29 protein-coding genes are annotated in these 24,973 nt (G+C 71.3%); 15 read left to right on the top strand and 14 right to left on the bottom strand.

What is annotated here, in order from left to right; translation table 11 throughout:
- Positions 1-4: 4 nt before the first annotated feature.
- A complete protein-coding gene (locus AB0E94_RS26920; protein ID WP_360331117.1) occupies positions 5-742 on the bottom strand; it encodes a hypothetical protein in 738 nt (245 codons plus the stop codon).
- A 77-nt stretch (positions 743-819) separates the two neighbouring features.
- On the opposite strand from AB0E94_RS26920, the gene AB0E94_RS26915 reads away from it, so the two are divergent.
- Positions 820-1,605, top strand: coding sequence for a cyclase family protein (locus AB0E94_RS26915; RefSeq protein WP_360331114.1), 786 nt, complete (start codon positions 820-822; stop codon positions 1,603-1,605).
- A 1-nt stretch (position 1,606) separates the two neighbouring features.
- On the opposite strand, the gene AB0E94_RS26910 is transcribed toward AB0E94_RS26915, so the two are convergent.
- Together AB0E94_RS26910 and AB0E94_RS26905 are read right to left on the bottom strand one after the other, a co-directional pair.
- Positions 1,607-2,101 (bottom strand): DUF6529 family protein, encoded by a 495-nt coding sequence (locus AB0E94_RS26910; RefSeq protein WP_360331111.1) that lies wholly within the window; start codon positions 2,099-2,101, stop codon positions 1,607-1,609.
- Between the two features lie 20 nt (positions 2,102-2,121).
- Positions 2,122-3,801 (bottom strand): serine/threonine-protein kinase, encoded by a 1,680-nt coding sequence (locus tag AB0E94_RS26905; protein WP_360331109.1) that lies wholly within the window; start codon positions 3,799-3,801, stop codon positions 2,122-2,124.
- A gap of 143 nt (positions 3,802-3,944) precedes the next feature.
- On the opposite strand from AB0E94_RS26905, the gene AB0E94_RS26900 reads away from it, so the two are divergent.
- Positions 3,945-4,457, top strand: coding sequence for a DUF1990 domain-containing protein (locus AB0E94_RS26900; protein ID WP_360331106.1), 513 nt, complete (start codon positions 3,945-3,947; stop codon positions 4,455-4,457).
- On the opposite strand, the gene AB0E94_RS26895 is transcribed toward AB0E94_RS26900, so the two are convergent.
- Positions 4,446-5,405, bottom strand: coding sequence for a serine hydrolase domain-containing protein (locus AB0E94_RS26895; protein ID WP_360331103.1), 960 nt, complete (start codon positions 5,403-5,405; stop codon positions 4,446-4,448). The genes AB0E94_RS26900 and AB0E94_RS26895 overlap by 12 nt on opposite strands.
- A 97-nt stretch (positions 5,406-5,502) precedes the next feature.
- Here AB0E94_RS26895 and AB0E94_RS26890 point away from each other — a divergent pair, with 97 nt between their 5' ends.
- The 8 genes from AB0E94_RS26890 (at position 5,503) to AB0E94_RS26855 (ending at position 12,690) form a co-directional block, all read left to right on the top strand.
- Entirely contained in the window at positions 5,503-5,943 is a 441-nt protein-coding gene (locus AB0E94_RS26890; protein WP_360331101.1) for a deaminase, read from the top strand.
- A gap of 78 nt (positions 5,944-6,021) precedes the next feature.
- A complete protein-coding gene (locus tag AB0E94_RS26885; protein ID WP_360331098.1) occupies positions 6,022-6,348 on the top strand; it encodes a hypothetical protein in 327 nt (108 codons plus the stop codon).
- Positions 6,349-6,463: 115 nt separating this feature from the next.
- A complete protein-coding gene (locus AB0E94_RS26880; RefSeq protein ID WP_360331096.1) occupies positions 6,464-7,036 on the top strand; it encodes a hypothetical protein in 573 nt (190 codons plus the stop codon).
- A gap of 6 nt (positions 7,037-7,042) precedes the next feature.
- The gene (locus AB0E94_RS26875) at positions 7,043-8,236 is read left to right on the top strand and encodes an efflux RND transporter periplasmic adaptor subunit (RefSeq protein WP_360331094.1); all 1,194 of its coding nucleotides are present in this window, start codon (positions 7,043-7,045) and stop codon (positions 8,234-8,236) included.
- A complete protein-coding gene (locus tag AB0E94_RS26870; protein ID WP_360331091.1) occupies positions 8,233-8,916 on the top strand; it encodes an ABC transporter ATP-binding protein in 684 nt (227 codons plus the stop codon). Before AB0E94_RS26875 ends, AB0E94_RS26870 begins: the two co-directional genes overlap by 4 nt.
- The gene (locus AB0E94_RS26865; protein ID WP_360331088.1) at positions 8,913-10,103 is read left to right on the top strand and encodes an ABC transporter permease; all 1,191 of its coding nucleotides are present in this window, start codon (positions 8,913-8,915) and stop codon (positions 10,101-10,103) included. The genes AB0E94_RS26870 and AB0E94_RS26865 overlap by 4 nt, the downstream gene beginning before the upstream one ends.
- Positions 10,104-10,145: 42 nt before the next feature.
- Positions 10,146-10,880, top strand: a complete 735-nt coding sequence (locus tag AB0E94_RS26860) for a response regulator transcription factor (RefSeq protein WP_360331085.1) — start codon at positions 10,146-10,148, stop codon at positions 10,878-10,880.
- Positions 10,870-12,690 carry a HAMP domain-containing sensor histidine kinase gene (locus AB0E94_RS26855; protein WP_360331082.1) on the top strand — a complete coding sequence of 607 codons (1,821 nt, stop codon included), beginning with the start codon at positions 10,870-10,872 and terminating at the stop codon, positions 12,688-12,690. The genes AB0E94_RS26860 and AB0E94_RS26855 overlap by 11 nt, the downstream gene beginning before the upstream one ends.
- Here the strand turns inward: AB0E94_RS26855 and AB0E94_RS26850 are convergent.
- Together AB0E94_RS26850 and AB0E94_RS26845 are read right to left on the bottom strand one after the other, a co-directional pair.
- Positions 12,597-12,965: a hypothetical protein gene (locus tag AB0E94_RS26850; protein ID WP_360331079.1), complete on the bottom strand. Its 369-nt coding sequence runs from the start codon at positions 12,963-12,965 to the stop codon at positions 12,597-12,599. The genes AB0E94_RS26855 and AB0E94_RS26850 overlap by 94 nt on opposite strands.
- A gap of 154 nt (positions 12,966-13,119) precedes the next feature.
- Complete coding sequence (locus AB0E94_RS26845; RefSeq protein WP_360331077.1) at positions 13,120-14,019, bottom strand: trypsin-like peptidase domain-containing protein; 900 nt, start codon at positions 14,017-14,019, stop codon at positions 13,120-13,122.
- Between the two features lie 617 nt (positions 14,020-14,636).
- Here AB0E94_RS26845 and AB0E94_RS26840 point away from each other — a divergent pair.
- From AB0E94_RS26840 to AB0E94_RS26825, 4 genes are all read left to right on the top strand, one after another.
- Positions 14,637-14,912, top strand: a complete 276-nt coding sequence (locus AB0E94_RS26840) for a DUF732 domain-containing protein (RefSeq protein WP_360331074.1) — start codon at positions 14,637-14,639, stop codon at positions 14,910-14,912.
- Positions 14,913-15,185: 273 nt separating this feature from the next.
- Positions 15,186-15,467 (top strand): peptidoglycan-binding domain-containing protein, encoded by a 282-nt coding sequence (locus tag AB0E94_RS26835; RefSeq protein WP_360331072.1) that lies wholly within the window; start codon positions 15,186-15,188, stop codon positions 15,465-15,467.
- Positions 15,468-15,566: 99 nt separating this feature from the next.
- Complete coding sequence (locus tag AB0E94_RS26830; RefSeq protein WP_360331069.1) at positions 15,567-15,974, top strand: hypothetical protein; 408 nt, start codon at positions 15,567-15,569, stop codon at positions 15,972-15,974.
- A 30-nt stretch (positions 15,975-16,004) separates the two neighbouring features.
- Complete coding sequence (locus tag AB0E94_RS26825; protein WP_360331066.1) at positions 16,005-16,712, top strand: TIGR03089 family protein; 708 nt, start codon at positions 16,005-16,007, stop codon at positions 16,710-16,712.
- A gap of 134 nt (positions 16,713-16,846) precedes the next feature.
- Here AB0E94_RS26825 and AB0E94_RS26820 read toward each other — a convergent pair whose 3' ends face one another.
- From AB0E94_RS26820 to paaN, 8 genes are all read right to left on the bottom strand, one after another.
- Positions 16,847-17,461, bottom strand: coding sequence for a hypothetical protein (locus tag AB0E94_RS26820; RefSeq protein WP_360331063.1), 615 nt, complete (start codon positions 17,459-17,461; stop codon positions 16,847-16,849).
- A gap of 90 nt (positions 17,462-17,551) precedes the next feature.
- On the bottom strand, positions 17,552-18,136 hold the full coding sequence (locus AB0E94_RS26815) for a GNAT family N-acetyltransferase (RefSeq protein ID WP_360331061.1): 585 nt from the start codon (positions 18,134-18,136) through the stop codon (positions 17,552-17,554).
- Between the two features lie 140 nt (positions 18,137-18,276).
- Complete coding sequence (locus AB0E94_RS26810; protein ID WP_360331059.1) at positions 18,277-19,575, bottom strand: 2Fe-2S iron-sulfur cluster-binding protein; 1,299 nt, start codon at positions 19,573-19,575, stop codon at positions 18,277-18,279.
- 1 nt (position 19,576) lies between these two features.
- Complete coding sequence (gene paaD, locus AB0E94_RS26805) at positions 19,577-20,065, bottom strand: 1,2-phenylacetyl-CoA epoxidase subunit PaaD (protein ID WP_360331057.1); 489 nt, start codon at positions 20,063-20,065, stop codon at positions 19,577-19,579.
- Positions 20,065-21,066: a 1,2-phenylacetyl-CoA epoxidase subunit PaaC gene (paaC, locus tag AB0E94_RS26800; protein ID WP_360331054.1), complete on the bottom strand. Its 1,002-nt coding sequence runs from the start codon at positions 21,064-21,066 to the stop codon at positions 20,065-20,067. Before paaC ends, paaD begins: the two co-directional genes overlap by 1 nt.
- A gap of 10 nt (positions 21,067-21,076) precedes the next feature.
- The gene (paaB, locus tag AB0E94_RS26795; protein WP_360294260.1) at positions 21,077-21,364 is read right to left on the bottom strand and encodes a 1,2-phenylacetyl-CoA epoxidase subunit PaaB; all 288 of its coding nucleotides are present in this window, start codon (positions 21,362-21,364) and stop codon (positions 21,077-21,079) included.
- Positions 21,361-22,278: a 1,2-phenylacetyl-CoA epoxidase subunit PaaA gene (gene paaA / locus AB0E94_RS26790; protein WP_360331052.1), complete on the bottom strand. Its 918-nt coding sequence runs from the start codon at positions 22,276-22,278 to the stop codon at positions 21,361-21,363. Before paaA ends, paaB begins: the two co-directional genes overlap by 4 nt.
- Before the next feature lie 215 nt (positions 22,279-22,493).
- The gene (paaN, locus tag AB0E94_RS26785) at positions 22,494-24,158 is read right to left on the bottom strand and encodes a phenylacetic acid degradation protein PaaN (protein WP_360331049.1); all 1,665 of its coding nucleotides are present in this window, start codon (positions 24,156-24,158) and stop codon (positions 22,494-22,496) included.
- A 53-nt stretch (positions 24,159-24,211) separates the two neighbouring features.
- Between paaN and AB0E94_RS26780 the strand changes: the two genes are divergently transcribed.
- Positions 24,212-24,802: a TetR/AcrR family transcriptional regulator gene (locus tag AB0E94_RS26780; RefSeq protein ID WP_360331046.1), complete on the top strand. Its 591-nt coding sequence runs from the start codon at positions 24,212-24,214 to the stop codon at positions 24,800-24,802.
- Positions 24,803-24,973 lie beyond the last annotated feature (171 nt).

Raw genomic sequence — 24,973 nt, 5'->3', positions numbered from 1 at the left:
TGGGTCACGGTGAGATCCCGGGATCAAAACCTTTGGATGTACGGCCACGAAGAGCACCCGGGCTACCCGGCGACGCAGGCGACAGTCCGGGCCGCGAGGCACCGCCGGGCCGGATGCCGCCGGTCACCGCCACGGCCATCACCAGACCGGCGTGCAACGCCAGCAGGGTGACCAGGATCGCCCGCCGCGCCGGATCCGGTCCGGGGCGCAGCGGCAGCGGCGCGGCGTCGTCGAACAGCGCCGGGAACCCGACTCGCGCCCACCGGCCGGTCGGATCCCGGACGGCGAACCCGTCCCGCCCGTTGGCGACCACCACCACGTGACCGCCCGGCACGTCCTGAACGCCCAGTGCCCCCGAGTCGAGCTCGCCGAGGTGCCGGGCGTCGGCGTAGTCCCGGTAGAGCAGGCGCCGCTGTTCCTCGCCGACACCCCAGGCCTCGGCCCACGGCCGGCCGTGGAAACTGCTGAACACGTGGAGCCCACTGCGCCACACCGTCCGGTAGCAGACCCGCCCGAGCGAGCACTCCGGGGAGCTGATGGGCTCGACCGCCGCCGGGTCCGGCTCCGCGGCGGCCGTCCAGGTCGCGCCGGCGTCCCTACTGACCGCCCACACCCGGTCCTCGGACGGCAGAAGCCGGGCGCCGATGTAGACGGCGTCGGCCGTCACCTGGACGGAGTCGGCGTTCGGGCGGGCCGCCTCGGCCGGGACGAGCGCCAGCAACAACGTGAGCAGAAGGGACACCGCAACACCGTGACAACCGACGGTCCGGGGGTCAAAACGCCGTCACCCGAGCGATTCTCATCCGGCACGATGTGCTCATGTGCACTCAACACAAAGTCACCCGGCGGGCCGCGCTCGCCGGAATCGCCGGGCTCGCCGCCACCGCCGTGACCGCTGAGCCCGCCGCCGCCCGCTCCGGCCGTGGGCTGCGGGATCTCACCTATCCGCTGTCCGAGACGTTCCCGGCGTTCAGTCCGGGTGAGGAGGCGTTCCGGCGGACCGTCACGACCGTCGAGGACGACGGCTACTACATGCAGGAGTGGCGGATCATCGAGCACATCGGCACCCACGTCGACGCGCCGGGCCACTTCACCGCGGGCGGGCGGGTCGCCACCGAGCTGCGGCCCGACGAGCTGATCCTGCCGGCCGTGGTCGTCGACATCGCCCGGCGGGCGGCCCGCGACCCGGACACCGAGGTGACCGTCGACGACCTGCGGGAGTTCGAGCGGCGGCACGGGCGGATCCCGGACGGCGCAGCGGTCCTGATGTACTCCGGGTGGGGTTCGCGGATCGGGGACGCGGACGCCTACCGGGGCACCGACGCGGCAGGCACCCTCCACTTTCCCGGGTTCGGCACGGACGCCTGCGAGTGGCTGCTGTCCCGCCGCCGGATCCGTAGTCTCGGCGTCGACACGCTCAGCATCGACCCGGGCGTCTCGGAGACCTTCGACACGCACCTGGCCCTGACCGGCGCCGACCGGTACGGGCTGGAGAACCTGGCCGGACTGGACCGGCTTCCCCGTACCGGAGCAACGATCTTCGTGGGTTTGATCCCCTACGAAGGCGGTTCCGGAGGGCAGGCCCGGGTGCTGGCCACCTGGTGATTCACCAGCTCAACCCGATCGTGGTGAAAAACCACAGCGCCGACGTCAGCCACAACCCGGCCACCGCGGTCAGCACCAGCCCACCGGCCACCGGCAGACCCCACCCACGACCGTCGCCGGGCCGGCTGAGCAGCAGCATCTTCGTCACGAACACGCCGTAGAGCAGACAGCCGAGCAGCGAATGCGCCAGCACCCGGGGCGTGTCCGACCGCAGGCCGAACGTGTAGAGGCAGTGCACCGCCACCGGCATCGACAGCAGCAGGGCGATCCGGCCGGACCAGCGGTGCACCGCCCCCACCCACGCCGCGCCCGGCACCACACCGTAGATCGCCAGCGCCGTCAGCAGCTGCACCGCCAGGAACGCCGCCACCCCGGTGGCCAGCCACGCTTTCAGGGTCTGGATCCGCAGGAACGTCTCCACGTCGGACGTGCCGACCGGGTCGTGCAGCCGCCCGTACACGCCGAGGCCCACCGCGACCCCGACGCCGGCGACCACGGGCAACCAGACCCGGGGCCTCAGAATCCCTCCCCGGTGTCCACGTCGATGGTGGTCGCGCCGGTGACCGTGGCGCCGTCGATCGTGGTGCTGCGCCCGGTCAGGTCCAGCACCGGCGCCGGGCCCGGGGTCTCGCCGCGCAGCAGCACACCCACCTGGCGGCCGTCCGGCAGCACGATCCACGAGCCGTTGACCTTGGCCCCGCCGACCTGGCTGCTCAGCCGGTACAGCCCGGACGGCTTGCGGACCACGCCGATCTCGAACCGGTGCGCCTTGCCCTCGAACGTCACCTCACCGGCCGCGCGGCGGGCGTCGAACAGGCCGGAGATCTTCGTGTTGTTCTTGCCGGTGAGGCTGAGCAGCCCGTTCTTCGCGGTACCTTTCAGCCAGGCCTCCAGGCGGTCGCCGTCGCAGATGTACGCGATCGCCTGCCCGTCGCGGATCGAGATGGCCAGGGTGCCCGCCCCGTCGTCGACCTTGCCGGCCATCGTGACCCGCAGCCGTTCGGCGGCCGGCGTGTTCAGCGGCGGCAGCGCCACGTCGTTGGTGGGCGGCAGTGTCTCGGTCCCCTTGTCGAGCGGGGTGACCGCGGGCGGGATGCTGACCTGGGTGACCAGGTTGCCGGTGCGCGCGTCGGCCTGGGTGGTCAGGTTGAGCCCGGTCACCACGGCGGCGACCGCGATCGCGGCGGCCAGGGTGATCAGCGGCCCGCGGCGCCAGCGGGCCCGTTTCGGCGGCCTGCTTTCATGTGGGGGCAGCTGCCCGGCCCAAGTCCCGATGGTGTCCCGCGGCCCCACAAACGCGACCCTGGGCGGCTGCGGCGGCGCCGGCGGCGGGTACGTGGGCTGCGGCAGCTGCGGCGGCGGGAAGCCGAGTGCCAGCGTGACCGGCTCCTGGTCAACCATCGGATGCCCGGACACCGGCACGACCGGCGGGAGGCCCTGCGCCTGCACCGCGAACTGCCGCAGGTAGGCGGCCACCCGGGCGGCCGGCGGACGGCGGCGCGGGTCGGCGGCGAGGCAGTCGCGGGCCACCGGGCCGAGCGGGCCGGGCAGCGCTGACGGATCGCCGTCGGGCCGGCCGGTGGTCAGCTCCAGCAGCAGCACGCCGAGCGACCACACGTCGGCGGCCGGGGTCGGCGGGCCGCCCTGGAAGATCTCCGGCGCCGTGTAGCCGGGCGTGCCACCGGCCACCGAGTGGTGTGCGCCGCCGAGCAGCACGGCCACGCCGAAGTCGGTGATCCGGATCTCCGGCGGGGTGGACCCGCGCACGATCAGCAGGTTCTCCGGTTTGAGGTCGAGGTGGACGACACCCCGCTCGTGGGCGAACGCCAGCGCGGCGGCGGTCTGCGCGGCCACCACCACGACCTCCGGCGGGGTGAGCCGGCCGCCCCGCATCGACAGGTAGCGGCGCAGGTTGGGACCGTCCACGTACTCCATGACCAGGGCCAGGGTGCCGCCCTCGACGATCAGGTCACGCTGGCGCACGATCGCCGGGTGGCTCAGGGCACGCAGGGCCGCCTCCTCGCGGAGGAACAGCTCACGGACCCGGTGGTCACCGGCCAGCTCCGGGCGCAGCAGTTTGGCTGCCAGCGGCGGTCCGCCGTGCCTGCTGGTCGCGCGCCGCACCACCGAAACGGCGCCGCGGCCGATCTCCTCGTGCAGCAGGTACTCCCTGCCGAGCGGTTCGTGAGCGGCCATCCCCGTACCCCTTGCCAATAGATCAGCTAAGCCCCACCGACTGTCATAACCATGTCGATCTTTCTGCGGTTCAGCGCTCCACTCGCGAATTGCATTCTTCTATAAGACGCTGATCAATGGCGAGGGTTCTCTAGGGTGAGGTGGTGCTGTTGGACGGCCCGTTCACGTATGCCGAGGTCGGCGCGACCCGGGACGCCCCGCTGCCGTCCGGGTACCGGCACGTGCTGCGTGACGTCGAGGTCGGCGCCGGGCGGGACGTGTTCGAGCGGGCCGCCGAGGCGCTGCTGACGTTCGGGATGCACCGGGGCGCCGGGCTGACCGTCGGCACCCGCGCGCCGGCCGTGCCCGGTCTGCCGGTGGTGATCCGGATCGGGGCCGGGCCGTTGCGGCTGACCGCGCCGTGCCGGGTCGTGTACCGGATCGACCAGCCCGACCGGCAGGGTTTCGCCTACGGCACCCTGGACGGGCACCCGGAGCGCGGTGAGGAGGCGTTCGTGCTGCACCTGACCGGGGCCGGGCGGATCCGGTTCCGGATCACCGCGTTCTCCCGGCCGGCGAGCGCCCTGGCCCGGCTCGGCGGCCCGCTGACCACACTGGCTCAGGAGATCGCCACCCAGCGGTACGTCAGGTCGATGCGCCGGCTGTCACGCCCCTGACTGAAGCTCGCGCAGCAGTTCCCGGGCCGGGCCGTCGACGATCCGGGCGGTGTCGCTGAGCACCACCACCCCCACCTTCTTCTCCGGGTCGAACCCGACGAACGCGAACGCCCCTCCGGTCTGCCCGTTGTGGTAGATCTGCAGGTGGCCGCCGAGCTTGTCGTGCAGCCGCTGCGCCATCCAGCCCAGCCGCACGGTCAGGAACGGGTTGACCCGGTGCTCGACGTCGAGCGCCAGCCCCACCGCCGCGGTGATCGGTGACTCCTCGACATGCGCGCGGGCGAACGCGATCAGGTCGGTCGTGGTCGAGCGCAGGCCGCCCGCCCCGGCCAGGTCGGCCAGGTTCCACGGCTGCACCGGGCGCTGTTTCGCGTCGTGCTCCGGCTCGACCGGGCCGCCGACCGCCGTGCTCGTCAGCCCGAGCGGGGTGGTGATCTCGCGGGCCACCAGGTCGCCGTAGGACAGACCGGCGTGCCGGGACAGCGCCAGCCCGAGCAGGCCGGCGCCCAGGTTCGAATACCGGAACCGGGTGCCCGGGGTGGCCGGGCGGATCCGGGACAGGTTCTCGATCAGGTAGTCGGCGGTGCAGCCGGCGTACGGATCCGGAGTGTTCGGCCGTAGCAGCGCCTTGAGCAGCATCCCCTTCGGCAGCCGTGGCAGCCCCGACGTGTGGGTGGCCAGATGCCGCAGGGTGATCCCGGCCGGCGCCGGCAGGAAGTCGTTCAGCGGCTGGTCCAGCCGCACCTCGCCGGCCTCGACCAGGCGGGCCAGGACCAGGCTGGTGAACACCTTGCTCACCGAGCCGATCTCCAGCCGTGACCCGGTGGTCAGCCGGCCGGACGCCTGAACCTCGGTGCGGTCACCGGCCAGCGCGGCGACGACCACCCCGTGACGGTTCGGTTCCAGCTTCTGGACGGCCTGGCGGGTCAGCTCGGCAAGATCAGTCACGGCGTCCATTCTGGGAGGCGGGCACAACGCCGGGCGGGCGGGTCGCCGGGAGTAGTGTGCTGATTTCGAGCCAAGGGTCGCACGACGGGGAGCAGCATTGGACGACCATCGGTGGATGCGCCGCGCGATCGAGCTGGCCAACCGCTGCCCGGCGTCCACGTCGGCGTTCTCGGTCGGCGCGGTCATCGTCGACGGTGACGGCATCGAGCTCGCCAACGGCTGGTCCCGCGACTCCGACCCGCAGGTCCACGCCGAGGAGTCGGCCCTCCAGCGCGCCGACGGCCGCACCCGGCTGCGCACCGCCACCATGTACAGCACGCTCGAACCCTGCTCCAAACGCGCCAGCCGCCCGCACGCCACCTGCACCGGCCTGATCATCGCGGCCGGCATTCCGCGGGTCGTCATCGCCTGGCGCGAACCCGACCTCTTCGTCACCTGCGAAGGCGTCGCGCTGCTGATCGCAGCGGGCGTCGAGGTGGTCGAGCTGCCCGGGCACGCTGCGGCAGCGCGGGCGGCCAACGCCCATTTAGCCCTTTAGCGGGTACGGCCAGGGGCCCCCGACCGCAGACACCGAACAGAAAATGGGACGCCGAGGGCTGAACGTCTCAACCGCTCCATGCGTACTCACTGTTACCAGGGCCAGGTCCTGGTTCGTGAGGAGGAGATCATGACGGTCCAGGCGTTGCAGCCCCGCGAGGCGCGTCACCACACCGGCGCGATCGTTCGCAGCCGCCGGTTCGCGACCCAGTTCGAGATGGACGGACGCATCCTGACCCTGGGCGTCGAGCCTGGTGTACGCGGTGGTCTCTACTATCTGCCATCCGCGCCGAAGTTCGACGACGGCACCCCGGTCCCCCGCGAGATCGCCGCCGGGCTCCAGTCGGTGATCGAGGAGGTCGAGCGTTTCTGGGGCCACTGGCCGGAGTTCCGCGCCACCCTCTGATCACTCACGGTGATCTTCCGGCGGATGGATCACCGGCACCGACCCGAGTCTCCGGGCCGGGTGGACCGCTAACAAATGCCTAACACGCGATGATCAGGCTGGCGTCATGCGAACGATGAGCATGAAAACGATCATCCCGGCGACGCTGCTGCTGTCCCTCGCCGCGTGCGGTGACCAGCCGGATCAGCCGGAGCCACAGGTGGCGGCGATCCCGGGCGCGGCCACGTCCGCGACGCCCGGCACCACCAGTGCGAACAACGCGGCGGTACGCCAGCTCCCGCTCGGTGCGACGAAGGAGGAGATCGACCGGGCCTACGACGCCTACTACGCCTGCTGGACACGCAACGGCGTGCCGTCGAAGACGATGCCGGACGGGAGCGACGGCGGGCCCCTGCTGAGCTACAAGATCGACTCGAAGAAGTATCAGCCGGCTGTGGACGCCTGCGCCGACCAGGAGCCGCTGAACGCGCCGGAACTCGACCCGCAGCAGAACGCGAACTACGCCGACGACCTCCGCGAGGAGAAGGCGTGCATCGAGAGTCACGGCATCAAGATGGAGATCCGGGGCACGGGCGACGACGCCAGTCTCTGGGCTGTCGACACGAAGGCCAACATCGCGAAAGCGAACAGCGACGAGGGCATGGAGTTCCAGCGTCAGTGCGAGATCTCCGCCTTCACGCAGAAGTAGCACGCCGTGCGGAAGAGGATACTCATCATCGTCACCACCGGGGTGATGGCACTGGGCGGGGCGGCCTACACCGTACGGTCGCGGGCCGGGAATGAACCGGATGCGGTCCGGCCGTCGCCGGCGACGGCAGCCACCGCCGAGATCGTGCGCACCGACCTGTCCGACTACTGGACCGAGACCGGCACAGTCGGCTACCGCAGACAACGCACCCTGCGCGGGGTCGCCCCCGGCGTGCTCACCTGGCTACCGAAACCGGGCCGGACAGTCGCCCGGGGTGAAGTGCTCTACCGGGTCGGTGACCGGCCGGTAATGCTGTTGTACGGGTCGTCGCCGATGTTCCGCGACATCGACACGGTGGGCATGCTCGGCCGCGACATTCGGGTGCTGGCCGACAACCTGCGGGCGCTGGGCTACCGGATCGGCGAGCAGCCCGCGCCGGGCACCACGGTCACCGTCCAGGGGTCGCCCGCTCCAGGCGGAGCCGACGACATCCCCGAGCCGGGCGCCTCCGCGCCGGAGGCGTCGTCGTCCGGGCTGCCGGCGTCGTCGTACCGAACCGTCGTGACCGCGCGGGACGCGGTCTTCACCGCAACCCTCAAGGACGCCGTGAAACGCTGGCAGACGGCCCGGGGCGTACGGCCGGCCGACGGCACGCTGACCCTCGGCGATGTCGTGGTGCTCTCCGGCGCGGTGCGGGTCGGCGCGGCCGCGGCCCAGCTCGGCGACGACGCGACGGGCAATCTGATGGCGGTCAGTGACCAGGCCAAAGTGGTGACAGTAGACATCGACGCGAGCCGGGCCGGTGACCTCCGAGCCGGTCAGAAGGTGCGGATCGTGTTGCCGGACAGCACGACCACAGGTGGCGCCGTCACCTCGGTGAGCGGCAACGTGCAGACCCCGTCCGGCGACGGCGCGGGCCTGGACAGCCCCAAGGTTCAGGTCGTCATCGCGGTCGACAAGGCGTCGACGATCAAGACCATCAGCTCGGCCGACGTCGAGGTCCGGTTCGCCGGCACCGCCCGGAGCGACGTGCTCGCCGTCCCGGTCGGTGCGCTGCTGGCCCTCAGCGGCGGCGGGTACGGCGTACAGATATCCGGTGGTTCCCTGACTGCGGTGACGGTGGGCCTGTTCGCCGACGGGATGGTCGAGATCACCGGCACCGGCCTCGACGCCGGCATGCGGGTGGTGACCACCTCGTGACCGCGGTACTGGAGACCCGGAACGCGACACGGCGTTACGGGCAGGACGTGACGGCCCTGTGCGACGTATCGCTGCGGATCGACGAGGGTGAGTTCGTGGCGATCCTCGGCCCCTCCGGGTCGGGCAAGTCCACCCTGCTCAACATCATGGGCACGCTGGACCGGCCGACCGAGGGGCAGGTGTGGATCGGCGGGCACGAGGTCACCTCGATGTCCGACCGGCACCTGTCGGCGCTGCGGGGGCGGTGGCTGGGCTTCGTGTTTCAGCAGTTCCACCTGACCGACGGGCTGACCGCCACCGAGAACGTCGCCACCGGCCTGCTCTACGCCGGTGTGCATCGCAGGCACCGCCACGCGCGGGCGCTGGCCGCACTGGACCGGGTCGGTCTGGCCCACCGCGCACGCCACCACCCGCATCAACTGTCCGGCGGCGAACGCCAGCGGGTGGCGATCGCCCGGGCTCTGGTCAACCGGCCCGCGCTGGTGCTGGCCGACGAACCGACCGGGGCGCTCGACACCGCCACCGGCCGGGCCGTGCTCGACCTGCTGGTCCAGCTCAACGCCGAAGGCACCACGATCGCCGTGATCACCCACGACCGGGACATCGCCGCCGCTCTGCCCCGCCGCGTCGAGCTTCGCGACGGCCGCGTCATCACCGACACCGGCCGGTGCCCCTCATGAGGGCCGCCCGCCTGTCACCCGCCGACATCGTCGCCCTCGGACTCGTCGGCCTCCGCGCCCGCCGGACCCGCGCGGCCCTTTCCGCGCTCGGCATCGCCATCGGCATCGCCACATTGGTGCTCGTCACCGGCATCCCCGCGTCCAGCCGGCGGGCACTCGACGAGAGGCTGGCCGCTCTGGGCACCAACCGGTTGCAGGTGACGCCGGCACCCAACCACGAGCCGCCGGTCGAACTGCCCGTCGAGGCGCTCGACATGGTGTCGCGGATCGCTCCGGTGACGGTGGCCAGCGCGACCGGCGACTTCGGGCTCAACGTCACCCGCTCCGACCGGACCGCGGCGGGCGAGTTCAACGCCATCGCGGTGGTCGCCACCAAGTCGAACCTGCTGGCGGCATTGGACGGCCGTGTCCGTACCGGCCGGTTCCTCGATCCGGCGATGGAACGCCTGCCGACCGTGGTGCTCGGCTCGACCGCCGCCCAACGGCTCGGCTTCGACGACGTCGACCTGTCCCGGCCCCTCCAGGTGCATCTGGGCCGGCACCGATTCACCGTGATCGGCATCCTCGAGCCGGTGCCGTTGTCACCCGAGATCGACCGGTCGGCGATGATCGGCTGGGAGGCGGCGACCCGGTGGCTGCGCTTCGACGGGCGGCCCACCCGGATCTACGTGCAGACCACCGACACCCAGGTGGCCGCGGTCCGTTCGGTGCTGGCCGCCACCGCCAACCCGCGACATCCCGGCGACGTGCTGGTCAGCCGGCCCTCCGACGCACTGGCCGCCAAGCAGGCCGTCCAGCAGACGTTCAGTTCCCTGCTGCTCGGGCTGGCCGGCGTCGCGTTGCTGGTCGGCGGGATCGGCGTGGCCAACACGATGTACATCTCGGTGCTGGAACGACGACGCGAGATCGGCCTGCGCCGAGCCCTGGGCGCCCACCGCGGCCAGATCCGGATCCAGTTCGTCACCGAGTCGATCGTGCTGTCGACCCTCGGCGGAGGAGCCGGAGTACTGATCGGCGCGCTGGCCGTCGCCGGCTACGCCGCCCTACAGGACTGGCCGCTGGTCATCCCGCCGGCCGCGGTCACCGCCGGGCTCGTCGGCGCCCTGGGGATCGGTGTGCTGGCCGGCGCCTACCCGGCGGTACGGGCGGCCCGGCTGGACCCCACCGCGTCGCTGTCCAGCGTCTGAACCGTTCCGGAGGAGCCGATGCCACCACCTATGATCTCCGCCATGGGCGTCTCCGACACGGGCGGCTCCGACACGGGCGCGAAAATCCTGGTCGCCGACGACGACGCGCGGCACGCCGAGGGGATTCGGCGTTACCTCGTCGCCGACGGTCACGACACCACCGTCGTCCATGACGGCCGGGCCGCGCTCGACACCGCCCGCCGGGACCGGCCCGACCTTCTCGTCCTGGACGTGATGATGCCGGGCCTGGACGGGCTGACGGTGTGCCGCACGCTGCGGGACGAGTCGGACGTGCTGGTGCTGATGCTCACCGCCCGCAGCACCGAGAACGACATGCTGCTCGGCCTGGAGCTGGGCGCCGACGACTACCTGACCAAACCGGTCAGCCCGCGGGAACTGGTGGCGCGCGTCCGTACCCTGCTGCGCCGCGCCTCCCGGGGCGGTCCCGAGGCGGAGGCTCGCCGGATCCGGCGGATCGGCCGGGTCGGCATCGATCCGGTGGGCCACCGGGTGACCGTCGACGGCGAGCCGGTCGACTGCACCCGCGGCGAGTTCGCGATCCTGGCCGCTCTGTCCGAGCAGCCCGGCCGGGTCCTCACCCGGGCACAGTTGCTGCACCACACCAGGGGTATCGACCGCAGCTCCACCGAGCGGACCATCGACGTGTACGTGGTGAACCTGCGCCGCAAGATCGAGACCGACCCGCGGCGGCCCCGGCTGCTGCTCACCGTGCACGGTGTGGGCTACAAAATGGCGGCCGGTCCCGGTGACGGCTGACCGCGTCCCGGTCCGGCACAGCCTGATCACCCGTCTGCTGATCACCTCGATGGTGATCGCGGTGGCCGCCATCGCCTCCACCGCCTGGCTGGCCGCGACCACCACCACCCGGGCGATCAGCCACGAGCAGGGTGGCGCGGCCGCCGACCAGAGATCCGTCTATCAGGCGCTGCTCGGCTATGCGGCCACCCATCACGACTGGTCCGGCGCGGCCACCATGGTCCACACGCGGGCTGCGGAGATCGGCCGGCGGATCACCCTGACCACCGACGACCGCCAGGTCGTCCTGGACTCCCACACAGGTCCCGTCCCGGAGAACAGCCTTCCGGCGGCCGCCGTCGACCCGCTCGACGTCGACCTGGGCCTGACCGGGGGCGTCGAGCGCATCGACGAGCGGGCAGTCGGCCCCTACGTCGTGCCCAGCGAGGACCGGTACGTCATGAACGAGGAGGCCGCGAACGCTCTGAGCTGCTTCCGTAAACTCGGCTACCGCGGAGTCGTCGACGTCGCCCCCACCGGCCGGCCGAGCATCCTGCTCACCAGCGCCGGATCCCGGTTCGGGACACCGGTGCCCGACCACTCCATCGAGAGCTGCTCGACCGGCCTCGACAGTCTGGTCAGCGCCGGCGAGAAGAAGGCCCTGTGGGCGCTGGAGCAGATGGCCGCCCGCTGCATCGGCCTCGGTGACCGCGCCGACCGGCTGCGCATCACACCTACCTTCCAGGCCTACCTCGGGACGAGACCGGTGGTCCGCACCAGGAACGACGACGTCACCTGGGCGATGCCGTCGCAACTGCAACCAGCAGGTCCCGCCGACGTCGTCCAGCAGTGTGTCGCCTCGGCACGCCGCATGCAGCTACGGCCGTACGTGGCGCCCCGCGTCCTGCTGTTCGTCACCACACCAGGCGACGACCGCACCACCTTGAGCCTGTCCGGCGCCGGGATACAGCGGATCGCAGCGGTCGCCGCCGCCGTCCTGCTCGGCACCGTGCTGGTGACCGTGCTGGCCGGATGGCGGCTCGTCAGGCCGTTGCGCACCCTCACCGACGCCGCCGCACTACACGTGCCGGCCACGGTCTCCTCCCGCGACGAGATCGGCCGGCTGGCCCGTGCCCTGAACGACGCCACCCGCCGCCGGGAACAGGCCGACGAACAGCGCCGCACCCTGGTCAACGACGTGGCGCACGAGTTGCGTACCCCACTCGGTAACATCCGCACCTGGCTGGAGGCGGCCCAGGACGACCTGGCGCCCACCGACGCCCAACTGCTGGCGTTGCTGCACGAGGAGGCCCTGCAACTTCAGCACATCATCGACGACCTGCGCGACCTGGCCGCCGCCGACGCCGGCACGCTGCGCGTCGACCTGGAGCCGACCCCGCTGCGTGACGTGCTCCTGCAGGTGGTCGACAGTCACCAGGTCAGCGCCCACGCGGCCGGGGTGCGGCTGGAGGCCGACATCACCGGCGATCCGGTGGTCACCGCGGACCAGGCACGGCTGCGGCAGGTGGTCGGCAATCTGGTCTCCAACGCGATCCGCCACACGGCGCCGGGTGGGTCGGTCACCGTCGGCACGGAGGACACGACGATCACGGTACGCGACACCGGCACCGGCATAGCCCCGGCCGACCTGCCGAAGATCTTCGACCGATTCTGGCGGTCCGACGAGTCCCGCAGCCGGGCCACCGGTGGCAGCGGCCTCGGCCTGGCGATCGCCCGTCAACTGACCGAGGCCCACGGCGGCACGATCGAGGTCGAGAGCGAACCCGGCCGGGGCACCCGGTTCACCGTCCGGCTCCCCGGCCCCGTCTGACGCGTCCGGATCTCCGTGGGTGGCGGATGGCCGCCCGCCTGGTAGTACACACCCTCGCCGGCGACCGAGTGCCCCAGCGTCCCCACTCGCGTCATGTCGAGGTGGCCCCGGAAGTCGACGGTGGACCGCCGCCCGGTGACGGCGTCGGTGAAGCGGCCGGCCAGCGGTCCCCGCCCCGTGGTGGTCAGCTGCTGGAGCATCGCCAGGTGCCGGTTGATCAGGTGGGCGCGTTCGGGGGCGGTGCCCATGTTCGCGTTGAGACCGTTCGCGCTCACCGACACGACCACGAAACCCTTACCGACGCAGCCGATCCGGGTAGTGCACGATCGCCTTGAGCTCCGACGTCCCGTCCCAGTCCGGCGGGTCGGTGAAGGCGGCGTTGCCGTCACCCGGCGCGTTCTGGGCACCCCCGGTGCGGAGCGAGTGAGGTCAGAGCTGGGCGCGGAGCTGGTTCACGACGGCGGTGGCGGTGTCGGCCGGGATGGCGAAGCCCAGGCCCACGCTGCCGGTGCTGTCGCCGGCGGTGGCGATCGCCACGTTGATGCCGACCACCCGGCCCGAGGTGTCCACCAGAGCGCCGCCGGAATTGCCCTGGTTGATCGGGGCGTCGGTCTGGAGCAGGCCGGACAGTTTCTCGTCGCCGGTGTTCACGCTGCGGTTCAGGGCGGAGACGATGCCTGAGGTCACGGTTCCCTCCAGGCCCAGCGGGGCGCCGAACGCCAGGACCGTGTCGCCCACCTCGATGCTGTCGTCGGTGGCGAACGTGGCCGGAGTCAGGCCGCTCAGTCCGGTCGCCTGCACCAGGGCCAGGTCGTGCGTGGTGTCGGTGGCGACCACTTCGGCCGGCACGGTCTGGCCGTCGGACAGGCGCACGCTCACCGTACCGTCGGATTCGATCACGTGATTGTTGGTCAGGATCAGGCCGTCGGCGGACAGGATCACGCCGGATCCGAGTGACGACGACCGGGCACTGTCGACCAGCACCGTGACGATGCTGGGCTGGACCTTCGCCACGATCGGCGCCAGGTCGGAGGTTTCGGTGATGGTCGTCGCGGAGGTCGTCGCGGCCAGCGCCGGACTGGAGCTCAGATAGTTCTCGGCCAGGAACGCGCCGCCCGCGCCGCCGCCGGCGATCAGCACGAGGATCGCCGCGCCGCCGGCGACCCGCTTCATCCACCGCGGATCGCGCGGGGCGTGGACCATCATCGGCGGGATGTGTGTCGGCGGGAGGTCGTAGGTGACCCGATGCCGCCCGTACGGGCTCCGCGCATCGTGGCCTCCGCCGGCCTGGTCGTCGTTCCGGGAGGGGCGCGTCATCAGGTCCGTCATGTGATCGACTGTGCGCCCGAAGTTTGTTCCGCAGCGGTGAGCCGTCTGTGACTTCGCTGTGCCCGCCGGTCGCCCGGAAGGGTGGCTCCGGCGCGGCAACTCCCAACCCCAGGTCCGGCGTCTAGGGTCGGCCGGGTGTTTCTCCCCCAGCCATTCCCGGGCAATCCGGCATCAATCCTCGTCCCCGATCCGGCAGAGTCCGCCACCGTCCGCGCGATCCCCGAATCGCCCATATCGCCGGCAGCCACCTGTCCCGGCCGGGTGCGGCCGGTGGTGGAGCGACGCCCGTTCGGGCCGACCATCAGTGAGCCCGCCGCGGCGCTGCGCCGGGGCCGGCCCGCCGATCTGCGGGAGGTCCGATGACACGGCCCGTCCTCGAAACGACTGCGGGGGCCGCCGTGGTGGATCCGGTGACACGGCCCGTCCTCGAAACGACAGCGGATCCGGCCGGAACGGCGACGGGGGAAGGACGCCGGTGGGCCGGCGCCCTCGTGACCGGGGTGGCCGTCGCGGTGCTGGCGGGATGTGCGAGCTCTCCGCCCGTACCGCAATGGGTTGATCCAGCGCCTGCCGTGAGTGACGCGGCGGCCGCGCATCCATCGGCGTCGGTGGATGAAATGGGGTTGGCGGCCTCGGATGAGCGGTTCGTCGCCGCGGTGCGCGGGCGGCTGTCGGACGCGACGGTGGATCTGCGGAACGAGGAGATCACCGAGATGGGCGGGCAGGCCTGCGCGTCGCTCGCCGCCGGGCAGCCGCGGCGGGCGGTCGTCGAGGAGCTCGCCGGGCACGGGCTCCCGGATGCCGCCGCTCGCGAACTGGTCATCCTGGCCAGGTCCACCCTCTGTGACAGTGACAGCAGCGGCAGCGAACCCGGAACCGGGGGTCAGGACTGACCGAGCGCCCCGGACGAGCGACCCTCGGACCAGCCGTGCGCTTTCGGCCGATCGGATTTCCGGAATGTCCAGTCAGCCGACGGCGGAAGCCTGGTTTGCCGGAGGCCCCAGTTCCCTCACCGAGGAACCCGCGTTGAGCGCCATGACGACGACGGGCCGACCCACCGGATCGGCCGAAAGTCGCAGCGGCACACAGGGTTTGGAGACGGTGGGCAGATGTTCGGCACAGGTCTCGCGGAGATGCTGGGATCACCCACTACACGGGAGGTCACGATGTCAGCACGAGGAATGCTCAGCCTGGTCGGCAACGCCGTCGGCGGTCTGATCGGCTGGTCGGAGCCGGTTCCGCCGGCGGATCCGGAGGTGCTGCGGGCACTGTTCGCCGATCTCGGGGTGCGGGTCGGGCCGGATCCGGCGGAGCTGGCCGAGGCGGTCCGCTACTTCCAGGCACGGACCGGGCTGCCGGCCGATGGCGAGGCCGGCCCGCGCACGGTTCACCTGCTGGCCCGTTACGCGGCCGAGGCACGGGAGATCAACCAGATCCAGGCGGCGTGACCCTCCCGAGGGGATGATTGTCCGTTTCCAAGGCGATTTGCCCGGTGTTGTCAGGAGTACGGCTCCGCGAATCGGGGCCCCGGACAACCGGAGGACGCCATGAAACGTCGCACCATCACCCGCAGGAGTCTCGCCGCCCTGGTCGCCGCATGCGCCGTCGCCACGATCGCCCCGGCGGCCCCGGCCACGGCGGCCCCCGTTCTGGCGTCGTCGATCACGCTCGAACGCTCCGGCGGTTTCACCGGGCGTGACGACACCTTCGTGGTCACCGGCAGGACACCTGACGGCCGGCCCTCGCTGCGGATGGTCAGCACCCGTCAGTTCCTGCGGCTGCGCGCCTCGTACCACCCGAAGAACCCGTGCTGCGACCGTTACGCCTACGAGGTGACGGTGACGTACCGCAATGGTTTCCGTAAGACGGTGTCGACCGTTCAGGGCACCCCGGACGTCCCGCAGATCCTTTGGGACGTGATCGGCGAAGTCGAGCGGGTCGGCTCGAAGTCCTGACCCCGGGGCGTCTCGTTAGGGTGGGGCGCGATGAGCGACCAGTTGATCACCTTCTACGACGACGCCACCGGTGAACAGACCCGGCTCACCGCTTCCGAGCTCGGTGTCTGGGTGGCCGCGACAGCGGATCTGCTGACCGCGGGTTGTGGGCTGCGTCGTGGCAGCCGGGCCGGGGTGCTGCTGCCGCCGCACTGGCAGACCGCGGCCGTGCTGCTCGGGGCGTGGGCGGCCGGGATCGAGGTGTCGTTCCGGGGCTGGGGCGCGGCGGGCCTGTCCCCGGACACCGGTCCGGCGCTGGACGTCACGTTCGTCGAACGGCGGCGGGTCGGCAGCTGGCTCGAGGACGTGCCACCGGCCGGACATCGGTTCGTGCTCGGGCTGGCCCCCGACGGCGGCCCGACTCCGGACGTACCCCCTGGTTATCGTGATTTTGCGCCGGCGGCGCGGGCACGCCTCGGCGTGCCGCCACCGCCGGAAGGGGTCGAGGCAGGCGCGGCGGCCACCGTCGACGGCACGACATTCGGTGAGTACGGGGCAGCTGCGGCCGGAATGGCGGCGGCCCGCGGATTCGGGTCGGGCGACCGGATCCTGATCGACACGGCGGCGTGCGAGGAACCGTTGATCTGGTTGATGGCGCCGTTGACCGCGGGGGCGTCGATCGTGCTCTGCGCAAACCTGGACCGCACACGCCTCGACGACCGGATCACCTCGGAGGGCGTCACCCGGCTGCTGTGCTGAGGTTCCCAGGAAACGCGAAGCGATTTCCCAGGCGCGCGAAGCGATTTCAAGCAACGCCGGGGCGGTTTCCCAGGCACCGCGGGCGGTTTTTCAGGCGCCGCGGGCGGGTTTCTCAGGCGCCGCGGGCGGGTTTCTCAGGCGCCGCTCGGTGGGGTGAACTTGTCGCAGTCGACGCCCTCGGCCAAGCCGAGGCTGTCGCCGTTGCAGAGCCGGATCGACGGCAGGGCCCGGCTTCCCCACAGGCGATTGACCTGGGTACGGAACGTCGCCGTCCCCGGGCTGCACAACGCCCCGACGGTGTGCCACTCGATGCCGTCGGCGGGGCCGTTGCGGGTCAGCTGGAGGATGCCGCACGGCGCCCGCCCGGTGACCTTGAGGGTGACCGCGACCTGCAGGTTTCCGGTGTAGACCCCGGACGCCGCGACTCCCGGGACGCCGAGCCGGAACGGCAGGTTGCCGACGACCCGGGGCTTCACCTTGCCGGCATCTGATTCCGCCGGTGGGCGCGCAGTCCCGCCGCCATATCCGGCATCCTCGGCCCGAGCCGCCGCGCTGCCGCCGTTCTCCGCGGCCGCCGCGCTGGCGCTATTCTCCACGGCCGCCGCGCTGCCGCCGTTCTCCGCGGCCGCCGCAGCGTCCGTCGGGCGGTTCAGTTCGCGGACCGCGGCCATTGCGGTGGCCGGCACGACGAGCAGGGTCGAAGCGACGAGGACGCCGCTGATGACGCGAATGGTCAGGGACTTCTTCATCGCTTCTCCCGGTGCCGGCTGCATTCTCCGGCCCATCCTGGCGACAACTCATGCCCACAAATCCGCAAATCGCCGCTGGTTTCGGGCATTTCACCCGGAAGAGAGCGTCTGCCTGGAACGCGCCTCGACCAGCTTCCGCATACAGACCCGGGGCCAGCGATCGAGCCCCGCCGCCGCCTCGTGCTCCCGCACGGCCCGAAGCCCCGGCATGATCATCGCGTCGTCCATCACTTCGAACCCGCAACGCCGGTAATAGGGCGCGTTCCACACCACCTCGGCGAAGGTGGTCAGGGTGAGCGCCGGCGCGCCGACACCGGCCGCGTACTCCATGGCCCGATCGATCAGCAGCCGCCCGACACCTCGCCGCGAGAACCGCGGATGAACCGACACCTGCTCGACATGGACGTTCCCATCCACAAGGTCCGCGAGGAGATAACCGGCCGGCACGGCACCAACACCGACCGGCACCGCACCAACACCGACCGGCACCGCACCAACGCCGACCGGCACCGCATCTACGCCGATCGTGGCGGCATCAACTCCGACCGTGGTGGCATCCTCCCGGTCCGCTGCCGGGTCGACGACCGGTTCGACGGCGACCCAGGCCCGGCCCGCGGTCACATAGCCGAAGAGCACCTCGATCGAGAACGGCTCGTCCTCGGCGATCTCCGGCATGCCGATCTCCCGGAACAGCACCCCCGCGGCCCGCTCGATCTCCCGCAGCGCCGGAAGGTCACCGAACCGTGCTCGCCTGATCCGCATCCGGTCGATTGTGCACCGCACCGACCCGGACCGATACGCGTTTTCAGAGCGGCTCACTGATCGAAATCGACCACCACCTTCGGCGACGCCGGAAGGGACTGGCAGGTCAGCACGAACCCGGCCTCGACCTCGGCCTCCTCCAGCGCGAAGTTCCGCCGCATCGTCACCGCGCCATCGGTGACCCGCGCCCGGCACGTGCCGCAAACCCCGCCCTTGCAGGCGAACGGCAGATCCGGCCGCGACTTCTGCGCTCCGTCGAGCAGCGTCACACCCTCCGGCATCGGTACGGTCGTCTTGCGCCCATCCAGCACAACGGTGACCTCGCAGATCGGCCCGTCCGCGAGCTCTTCCGGCCGAACCGGAGGCGGTGGCGCCTCATCCACCCAGAAGAGCTCCCGATGCACCCGCCCAGCCGGCACCCCGAGCTCACCGAGAACCGCGGTGGCATCGGTGACCATCCCGAACGGCCCGCACAGCCACCAGTGGCCGACCGCCGGCACATCGGTCATCAGCGGCAGCAACTCCCGCAGCCGCGCGGCGTCGAGACGTCCACTGAACAGCTCGGACTCCCGCGCCTCCCGGGACAACACGTGCACGAGTTCAAGCCGGTCCGGATACCTGTCCTTCAGGTCGGCCAGTTCCTCGGCGAACATGACGGTGTCAGCCCGCCGGTTGCCGTAGAAAAGCGTGACCCGAGCCTCAGCCGACGCCGCCGACAAGGCCGAACCCGACCCGGCAAGCCCAGCAGCAGGCGAAGCCGAACCCGATCCGGCAAGCCCAGCAGCAGACGGTGCCGAAGGCGTCCCAGCAAGCCCAGCGGCAGACGGTGCCGAAGGCGTCCCAGCAAATCCAGCAGCAAGCGTCCCGGCAAGCCCGGCCGGCACCGGCGACCGCAGCGCAGGAGACCGCAGATTCGGTGCCACCCGATCCAGCCATCCGGCCGCCCGCGATGGACCGGCCGGAACCCCCCTGAGCAGGGAGGCGGCGATCGACAGCACCGGCGTGATCCCCGACCCGGCCGCGATCAGCACATGGTGGCCCCCGGCGGCCAGGTCCGGGGTGAACGTCCCGGACGGCGGCGCGACCTCCACCAGATCACCCGGCCGAAGATCATGCACGATCCACCGGGAGATCAGGCCACCCGGCACCTCCCGCACACCGATCCGCGGCGCGGACCCGGCAGGAGCGCAGATCGAATAGGTACGCCGTTCGCCGTCACGGTGCACGGTGAGCGACTGACCCGGACCGAACCGGAACACGGCCGACAACGAAGCCGGAACCTCGAACGTCACAGCGACCGCGTCGGCGCACAGCCTGTCGATCGCGGCGACCCGAAGCGGGTGGAATGGCATGTCAGATCTCCCGCACATGTTCGAACGGTTCCCGGCAGGCGGGGCATCGCCGCAGCTCACGGCAGGCGGTAGCGCCGAACGCCGCGAGCACCTCGGTCGACGGCTGCCCGCAACGGGGGCAGGCGACCTCGGCGCGCACACCGAGAGTGAGCGGGATCGGCCCGACCACACGACCGGGAGCCGCTCCGGGCGGCGCGATCCCGGCTGCGGCGAGTTTGCGCCGGCCGGTCTCGCTGATCCAGTCGGTGGTCCAGGCGGGCGCCAGCACGGTACGCACCTCGGCCCGCCCGAAACCGGCCCGCCGCAGCGCCACCCGGATGTCGGCCCGGATCGTCTCCATGGCCGGGCACCCCGAGTAGGTCGGTGTGATCGTCACCAGAACGCCGTCGTCGTCCTCCCGGACATCCCGCACGATCCCCAGCTCGGCGAGCGTAAGCATCGGCAGCTCCGGGTCGACGACCTCAGCGACGACGTCCGCCGCCGTCGCCATCACCACGCACCCCCGGAAACCGACCGCGCCAGCCCCTGCATCTCGTCGAGGATCTCCCCCAGCTCAGGCCCGTGAACCCCGTCCCGCCCACCCGCAAAAACGGACGAGCCCGGCGAGGAGAAGACCAGCGCGGAGGAACCCGGCGCGGACGAGCCCGGCCCGGACGAAGCCGGCGCGGACGAAGCCGGCGCGGAGGAGACTGCGGCGGCGGGCTCGTGAGACGGGGCGGGGACGGGCGTCGCAGCCGCCCCGAGGGTCGCGGTGGTCAGCACATACGCCCAGACCTCGTCGAACGCGGCCCGCAACCCACCCGGATCCACGGCGACACCCGCCGCGGCGAGCCGGCTCTCCACCGGATGCGGCTCGAACAGCTCCCCGAGCAACGGCGTCAGAGCATCGACCGCCGCCACCATCCGCTGATGGGACAGCTCGGTCCCGTCGCCGAGCCGGACCACCCACTGGGCCGCGTAGTCCCGGTGGTAGGTCACCTCCTTGACGCCTTTGGCCGCGATGGCCGCCAGCATCGGATCCCTCGACCCGCTGAGCCGCTGCAACAGCTCGAGCCGCCACACCGAGAAGGCACAGAGCCGCGCCACCAGGTGCGCGAAGTCGTCGTCGGAACGCTCGGCCAGCCGCACGTTGCGGAACTCCGCCGGGGCCCGGCGCATGGCGAGCTCGTCCTCGTCACGGGCCCGGTCCTCGGCCACCCCGGCCCGGGTGAGCAGCAGCCGAGCCTGCCCGAGCAGGTCCAGGCCGATGTTGGCGAGAGCCAGCTCGTCCTCGAGTTCGGGAGCGCGGGTGACCCACTGCTGCAACCGGTGCGACAGGATCAGTGCGTCGTCGCCGAGCATCAGGCAGTACGCGGCGAGGTCGGCCCGGTCCACCCCGTCCGGCAGGTCGGCGGCCACCCCGGCGAGCGGGTCGCTGAACCCGGTCCCGTACGCCCAGCGGGCATCGTCCTCATGATCGGTGAGCGCGTCGTAGGCGTCGTCGAAGGCCATGGCCGGCTCCTCAGATGTGCGGTACGGAGTCGGGGATCGCGTAGTGCGTGGGATGCCGGTACACCTTGTCGCCGCTGGGTTCGAAGAACGACTCCTTGGCGGCCGGGTCGCTGGCCACGACCGCGTCGGACCTGACCACCCAGATGCTGACGCCCTCGTTGCGCCTGGTGTAGAGGTCACGCGCGTGGTGCAGCGCCATCTCGTGGTCGGCCGCCCGCAGCGACCCGACGTGCACGTGGTTGAGGCCGCGCTTGGCCCGCACGAACACCTCGAACAGCGGCCACTCGTGACTGGTCATGACGTCCCTTTCGCCGCGTGTGCCGCGGCTGCCTCGCGCACCCAGGCACCGTCCGAGTCGGCCTCGCGCCGGCGCCTGATGCGCTCCTCGTTCATCGGGCCGCCGCCGGTGATGACCCGTTTCAGCTCGGCCCAGTCGGGCTGCCCGAAGTCGTGGTGGCCGCGATCGGCGTTCCACCGCAGGTCGGGGTCGGGAAGGGTGACACCGAGCGCGGCGGCCTGCGGCACCGACATGTCGACGAACCGTTGCCGCAGCTCGTCGTTGGTGTGCCGTTTGATCTTCCAGGCCATCGACTGGGCCGTGTTGGGTGACTCGGCGTCGGGCGGCCCGAACATCATCAGCGACGGCCACCACCAGCGGTCGACGGCGTCCTGCACCATGGCCTGCTGCTCGGCCGTGCCGCGCATCATGGTCATCAGCAGCTCGTAGCCCTGCCGCTGGTGGAACGACTCCTCCTTGCAGATCCGGATCATCGCCCGCGCGTAGGGCCCGTAGGAGCTGCGGCAGAGCGGGACCTGGTTGCAGATGGCGGCACCGTCGACGAGCCAGCCGATCACGCCGACGTCGGCGAACGACCGGGTCGGATAGTTGAAGATCGACGAGTATTTCTGCCGGCCCTCGATGAGCCGCCGGGTGAGGTCGCCACGGTCGGCGCCGAGGGTCTCGGCCGCCGAGTAGAGGTACAGCCCGTGCCCGGCCTCGTCCTGCACCTTGGCGAGCAGGATCGCCTTGCGGCGCAGCGTGGGCGCCCGGGTGATCCAGTCCCCCTCCGGCTGCATGCCGATGATCTCGGAGTGCGCATGCTGCGCGATCTGCCGGATCATCGTCTTCCGATACCCCTCCGGCATCTCATCGGCCGGCTCGATCCGCTGATCCCGGGCGATCGCCGCCTCAAATTCGGCAAAAGCCGACATACCGGCAATGGCGGAGTCCGACGCGGAAGAGGCGGGCGCGGAAGGCACAGCCGAAGAGGCCGGCACGGACGAGCCAGACAAGGAAGAGCCGGACCCGGAAGGCACGGCCGAAGCCGCCGACGAGCCAGACACCGAAGGCACGGCCGAAACCGACAACGAGCCAGACACCGAAGGCACGGCCGGAACCGACGACGAGCCAGACGCGGAAGCAGCGGTCATGAGGCGGCCACGTGCCGGCGGGACTGGAGGGTGTGGAAGCGCCCGGCCACGAACCAGTCATCGGTCAGCGAAGCGGTCGCCGCCGGGTTGGCCCCGGTGCCGTGCAGGTCGCTGAAGGCCGCGGTCTGGTTGACGAACACTCCCCCGGTCAGGTTTTCCGACAGGTGCACCCCGGCGTCGAGCGCGGCCTCCCGAGCCGCGTCGATGACCTCGGGCGAGGTGGAGTGGACGAGCGCCGACAACGCCCCGTGCGCCCGGACGGTCTCGACGAACAGGGCGAGGCTGTGCTCGGTGGAGTCGGTGGTGATCAGGTACGACACCGGGCCGAAGCACTCCCGCGTGTAGACCTTCTCGTCGGCGGCGTCGAGCCGCACCACCACCGGAGTGCGGATGACGGCCCCGGGGAACTGCTCGTCACTGACGGCCGCCGACGGGTGCAGCACCCCGGGCCCGGACGCGGCCTCCTCCAGCCGCCCGAGCACCCCGTCGTTGACGATCGCGCCGAGCGTGCCGGCGGCCCGCCGCGGGTCGCCGAGCAGCTTGCCGAGCGCGGCCGACAGGTCGGCCCCGAACTCAGCGGCGTCACGGTGCCCGGCGTCGGTCTCGATGCCGTCGCGTGGGACCAGGATGTTCTGCGGGGTGGTGCACATCTGACCGCTGTACAGCGACAGCGAGAAGGCCAGGTTGCGCAGCAGCCCCTGGTAGTCGTCGGTGGAGTCGACGACGACGGTGTTGAGCCCCGATTTCTCGGTGTAGACGACTGCCTGGCGGGCGTTGGCCTCCAGCCAGTCGCCGAACTCGCTGGAGCCGGTGAAGTCGACGATCCGCACGTCGGGGTGGGTGGCCAGGGTGCCGGCGATGTGGTCGCCGGGCTCCTCGGCGGCGAGGGTCACCACGTCGGGGTTGAGCCCGGCCTCGGTGAGGACCGCACGGCACACCTGCACGGTGATGGCGAGCGGGAGCACCGCGCCCGGGTGGGGTTTGACGATCACCGGGTTGCCGGTGACGAGGCTGGCGAACAGGCCGGGGAAGCCGTTCCACGTGGGGAACGTGGTGCACCCGATGACCAGGCCGACGCCGCGGCCGACGACCGTCGCGGTCTTCGTCATCGCGAGGTCGCCCTTGGTCCAGGAGGAGCCGGCGGGCAGGCGGGTGGTGGCCGACAGCGCGCAGGCGACCGCCTCCAGGCCGCGGTCGAGCGCGTGGGTGCCACCTGCCTGGAACGCCATCACGAAGGCCTGGCCTGTGGTGTGCTGGACGGCGTGGGCCAGCTCGAAGACCCGGGCGTGCAGGCGGGTGAGGATCTCGGCGGCGACTCCGGCCCGGCCGGTGGGCCCGGCGGCGCGCCAGGCGGGGACGGCGGCGCGGGCGGCCGCGACGAGCGCGAGCGGGTCGGCCTTGGGATAGCTGACGCCCAGCTCGATGCCGTAGGGCGAACGCTCGGTGGCGACCGCGCCGACGGCGCCCGGCACGTCGACCGGGAACGGCTTGCCGAGCAGCGCCGTGAAGGCCCGGTCACCGGCCGGCGCGGCCTCCTCGCCGTAGACCTTCTTGCTGGGTGACTCGGGGAACGCCGACCAGTAGTCACGTGCCGCGGCCGCCGAGATCGCGCGGTCCAGCAACTCGCGATGGGTCTGGTAGAGCTCAGCGGGACTCGTCATGCCCTCCATTAACCGCCCGATCGGTCGGTAAATCAAGGGGCTAGATTCTGCCGATGGAGAACAGCCGCCGCCGGGGCCGCCCCGGCCATGATCAGAGCGCGGTGCTGACCGCCGCCGTCCGGCTGTTCAACGCGCACGGCTACGACGCGACGAGCATGTTCGACATCGCCGAGTCGCTCGGGATCACCAAGTCGACGCTCTACCACCACGTCACCAGCAAGGAGCAGCTGCTGACGATGGCGGTGGACCGGGCGCTCGGCGCGCTCGAGGAGGCCGCGCGGGAGGCCGTCGAGAGTCCGGACCCGGCGACCGTCCGGTTGAGGCGCCTGATCAGGCGCAGCGTCCTGGTGCTGGCCGAGCGGCTGGAGTTCGTCACCCTGCTGCTGCGGGTGCACGGCAACACGGCGGCCGAGCAGCAGGCCGTGGCCCGCCGGCGGGCGTTCGACCGGATCGTCACCGATCTGATGAAACAGGCGCAGGCCGAGGGCGGTGTGCGGGCCGACGTGGACCCGGCGACCGCGGCCCGGCTGATCTTCGGCATGGTGAATTCACTGATCGAGTGGTACAAACCGGAACGCGGCGCCCCGGAAACCATTGCCGACACCATTTCCGATCTTGCGTTCGACGGATTGCGCGTGCACTGACCCCCCCGCCCGGGGGATCGCCTGATACATGTTTTTGTTGGCACCATTTGCCAACAACAGCGCCGCCAGGTGTCAAGCAGTTGTCCGTGCCGTGCGCGGCCGATGCCTAGGGTTGCCGCTGAGAGAGACACCGAATGATTCGGCCGTTTGGCGATCCATCATGTGCGAAAT

It is taken from the genome of Actinoplanes sp. NPDC026670, from assembly GCF_040638175.1.
Lineage (GTDB): Bacteria > Actinomycetota > Actinomycetes > Mycobacteriales > Micromonosporaceae > Actinoplanes.
Note: the sequence above shows the minus strand (reverse complement) of the source record. Positions and strands in the feature narration are given on the sequence as shown.

Coding starts and splice junctions, on each gene's coding strand:
- AB0E94_RS26915 (WP_360331114.1), top strand. CDS start 820: ATGTGCACTCAACACAAAGTCACCCGGCGGGCCGCGCTCGCCGGAATC.
- AB0E94_RS26905 (WP_360331109.1), bottom strand. CDS start 3,801: ATGGCCGCTCACGAACCGCTCGGCAGGGAGTACCTGCTGCACGAGGAG.
- AB0E94_RS26885 (WP_360331098.1), top strand. CDS start 6,022: ATGCGTACTCACTGTTACCAGGGCCAGGTCCTGGTTCGTGAGGAGGAG.
- AB0E94_RS26880 (WP_360331096.1), top strand. CDS start 6,464: ATGAGCATGAAAACGATCATCCCGGCGACGCTGCTGCTGTCCCTCGCC.
- AB0E94_RS26865 (WP_360331088.1), top strand. CDS start 8,913: ATGAGGGCCGCCCGCCTGTCACCCGCCGACATCGTCGCCCTCGGACTC.
- AB0E94_RS26860 (WP_360331085.1), top strand. CDS start 10,146: ATGGGCGTCTCCGACACGGGCGGCTCCGACACGGGCGCGAAAATCCTG.
- AB0E94_RS26845 (WP_360331077.1), bottom strand. CDS start 14,019: ATGACGGACCTGATGACGCGCCCCTCCCGGAACGACGACCAGGCCGGC.
- AB0E94_RS26840 (WP_360331074.1), top strand. CDS start 14,637: ATGGGGTTGGCGGCCTCGGATGAGCGGTTCGTCGCCGCGGTGCGCGGG.
- AB0E94_RS26835 (WP_360331072.1), top strand. CDS start 15,186: ATGTCAGCACGAGGAATGCTCAGCCTGGTCGGCAACGCCGTCGGCGGT.
- AB0E94_RS26830 (WP_360331069.1), top strand. CDS start 15,567: ATGAAACGTCGCACCATCACCCGCAGGAGTCTCGCCGCCCTGGTCGCC.
- AB0E94_RS26825 (WP_360331066.1), top strand. CDS start 16,005: ATGAGCGACCAGTTGATCACCTTCTACGACGACGCCACCGGTGAACAG.
- AB0E94_RS26820 (WP_360331063.1), bottom strand. CDS start 17,461: ATGAAGAAGTCCCTGACCATTCGCGTCATCAGCGGCGTCCTCGTCGCT.
- AB0E94_RS26815 (WP_360331061.1), bottom strand. CDS start 18,136: ATGCCGGAGATCGCCGAGGACGAGCCGTTCTCGATCGAGGTGCTCTTC.
- AB0E94_RS26810 (WP_360331059.1), bottom strand. CDS start 19,575: ATGCCATTCCACCCGCTTCGGGTCGCCGCGATCGACAGGCTGTGCGCC.
- paaD (WP_360331057.1), bottom strand. CDS start 20,065: ATGGCGACGGCGGCGGACGTCGTCGCTGAGGTCGTCGACCCGGAGCTG.
- paaC (WP_360331054.1), bottom strand. CDS start 21,066: ATGGCCTTCGACGACGCCTACGACGCGCTCACCGATCATGAGGACGAT.
- paaB (WP_360294260.1), bottom strand. CDS start 21,364: ATGACCAGTCACGAGTGGCCGCTGTTCGAGGTGTTCGTGCGGGCCAAG.
- paaA (WP_360331052.1), bottom strand. CDS start 22,278: ATGTCGGCTTTTGCCGAATTTGAGGCGGCGATCGCCCGGGATCAGCGG.
- paaN (WP_360331049.1), bottom strand. CDS start 24,158: ATGACGAGTCCCGCTGAGCTCTACCAGACCCATCGCGAGTTGCTGGAC.
- AB0E94_RS26780 (WP_360331046.1), top strand. CDS start 24,212: ATGGAGAACAGCCGCCGCCGGGGCCGCCCCGGCCATGATCAGAGCGCG.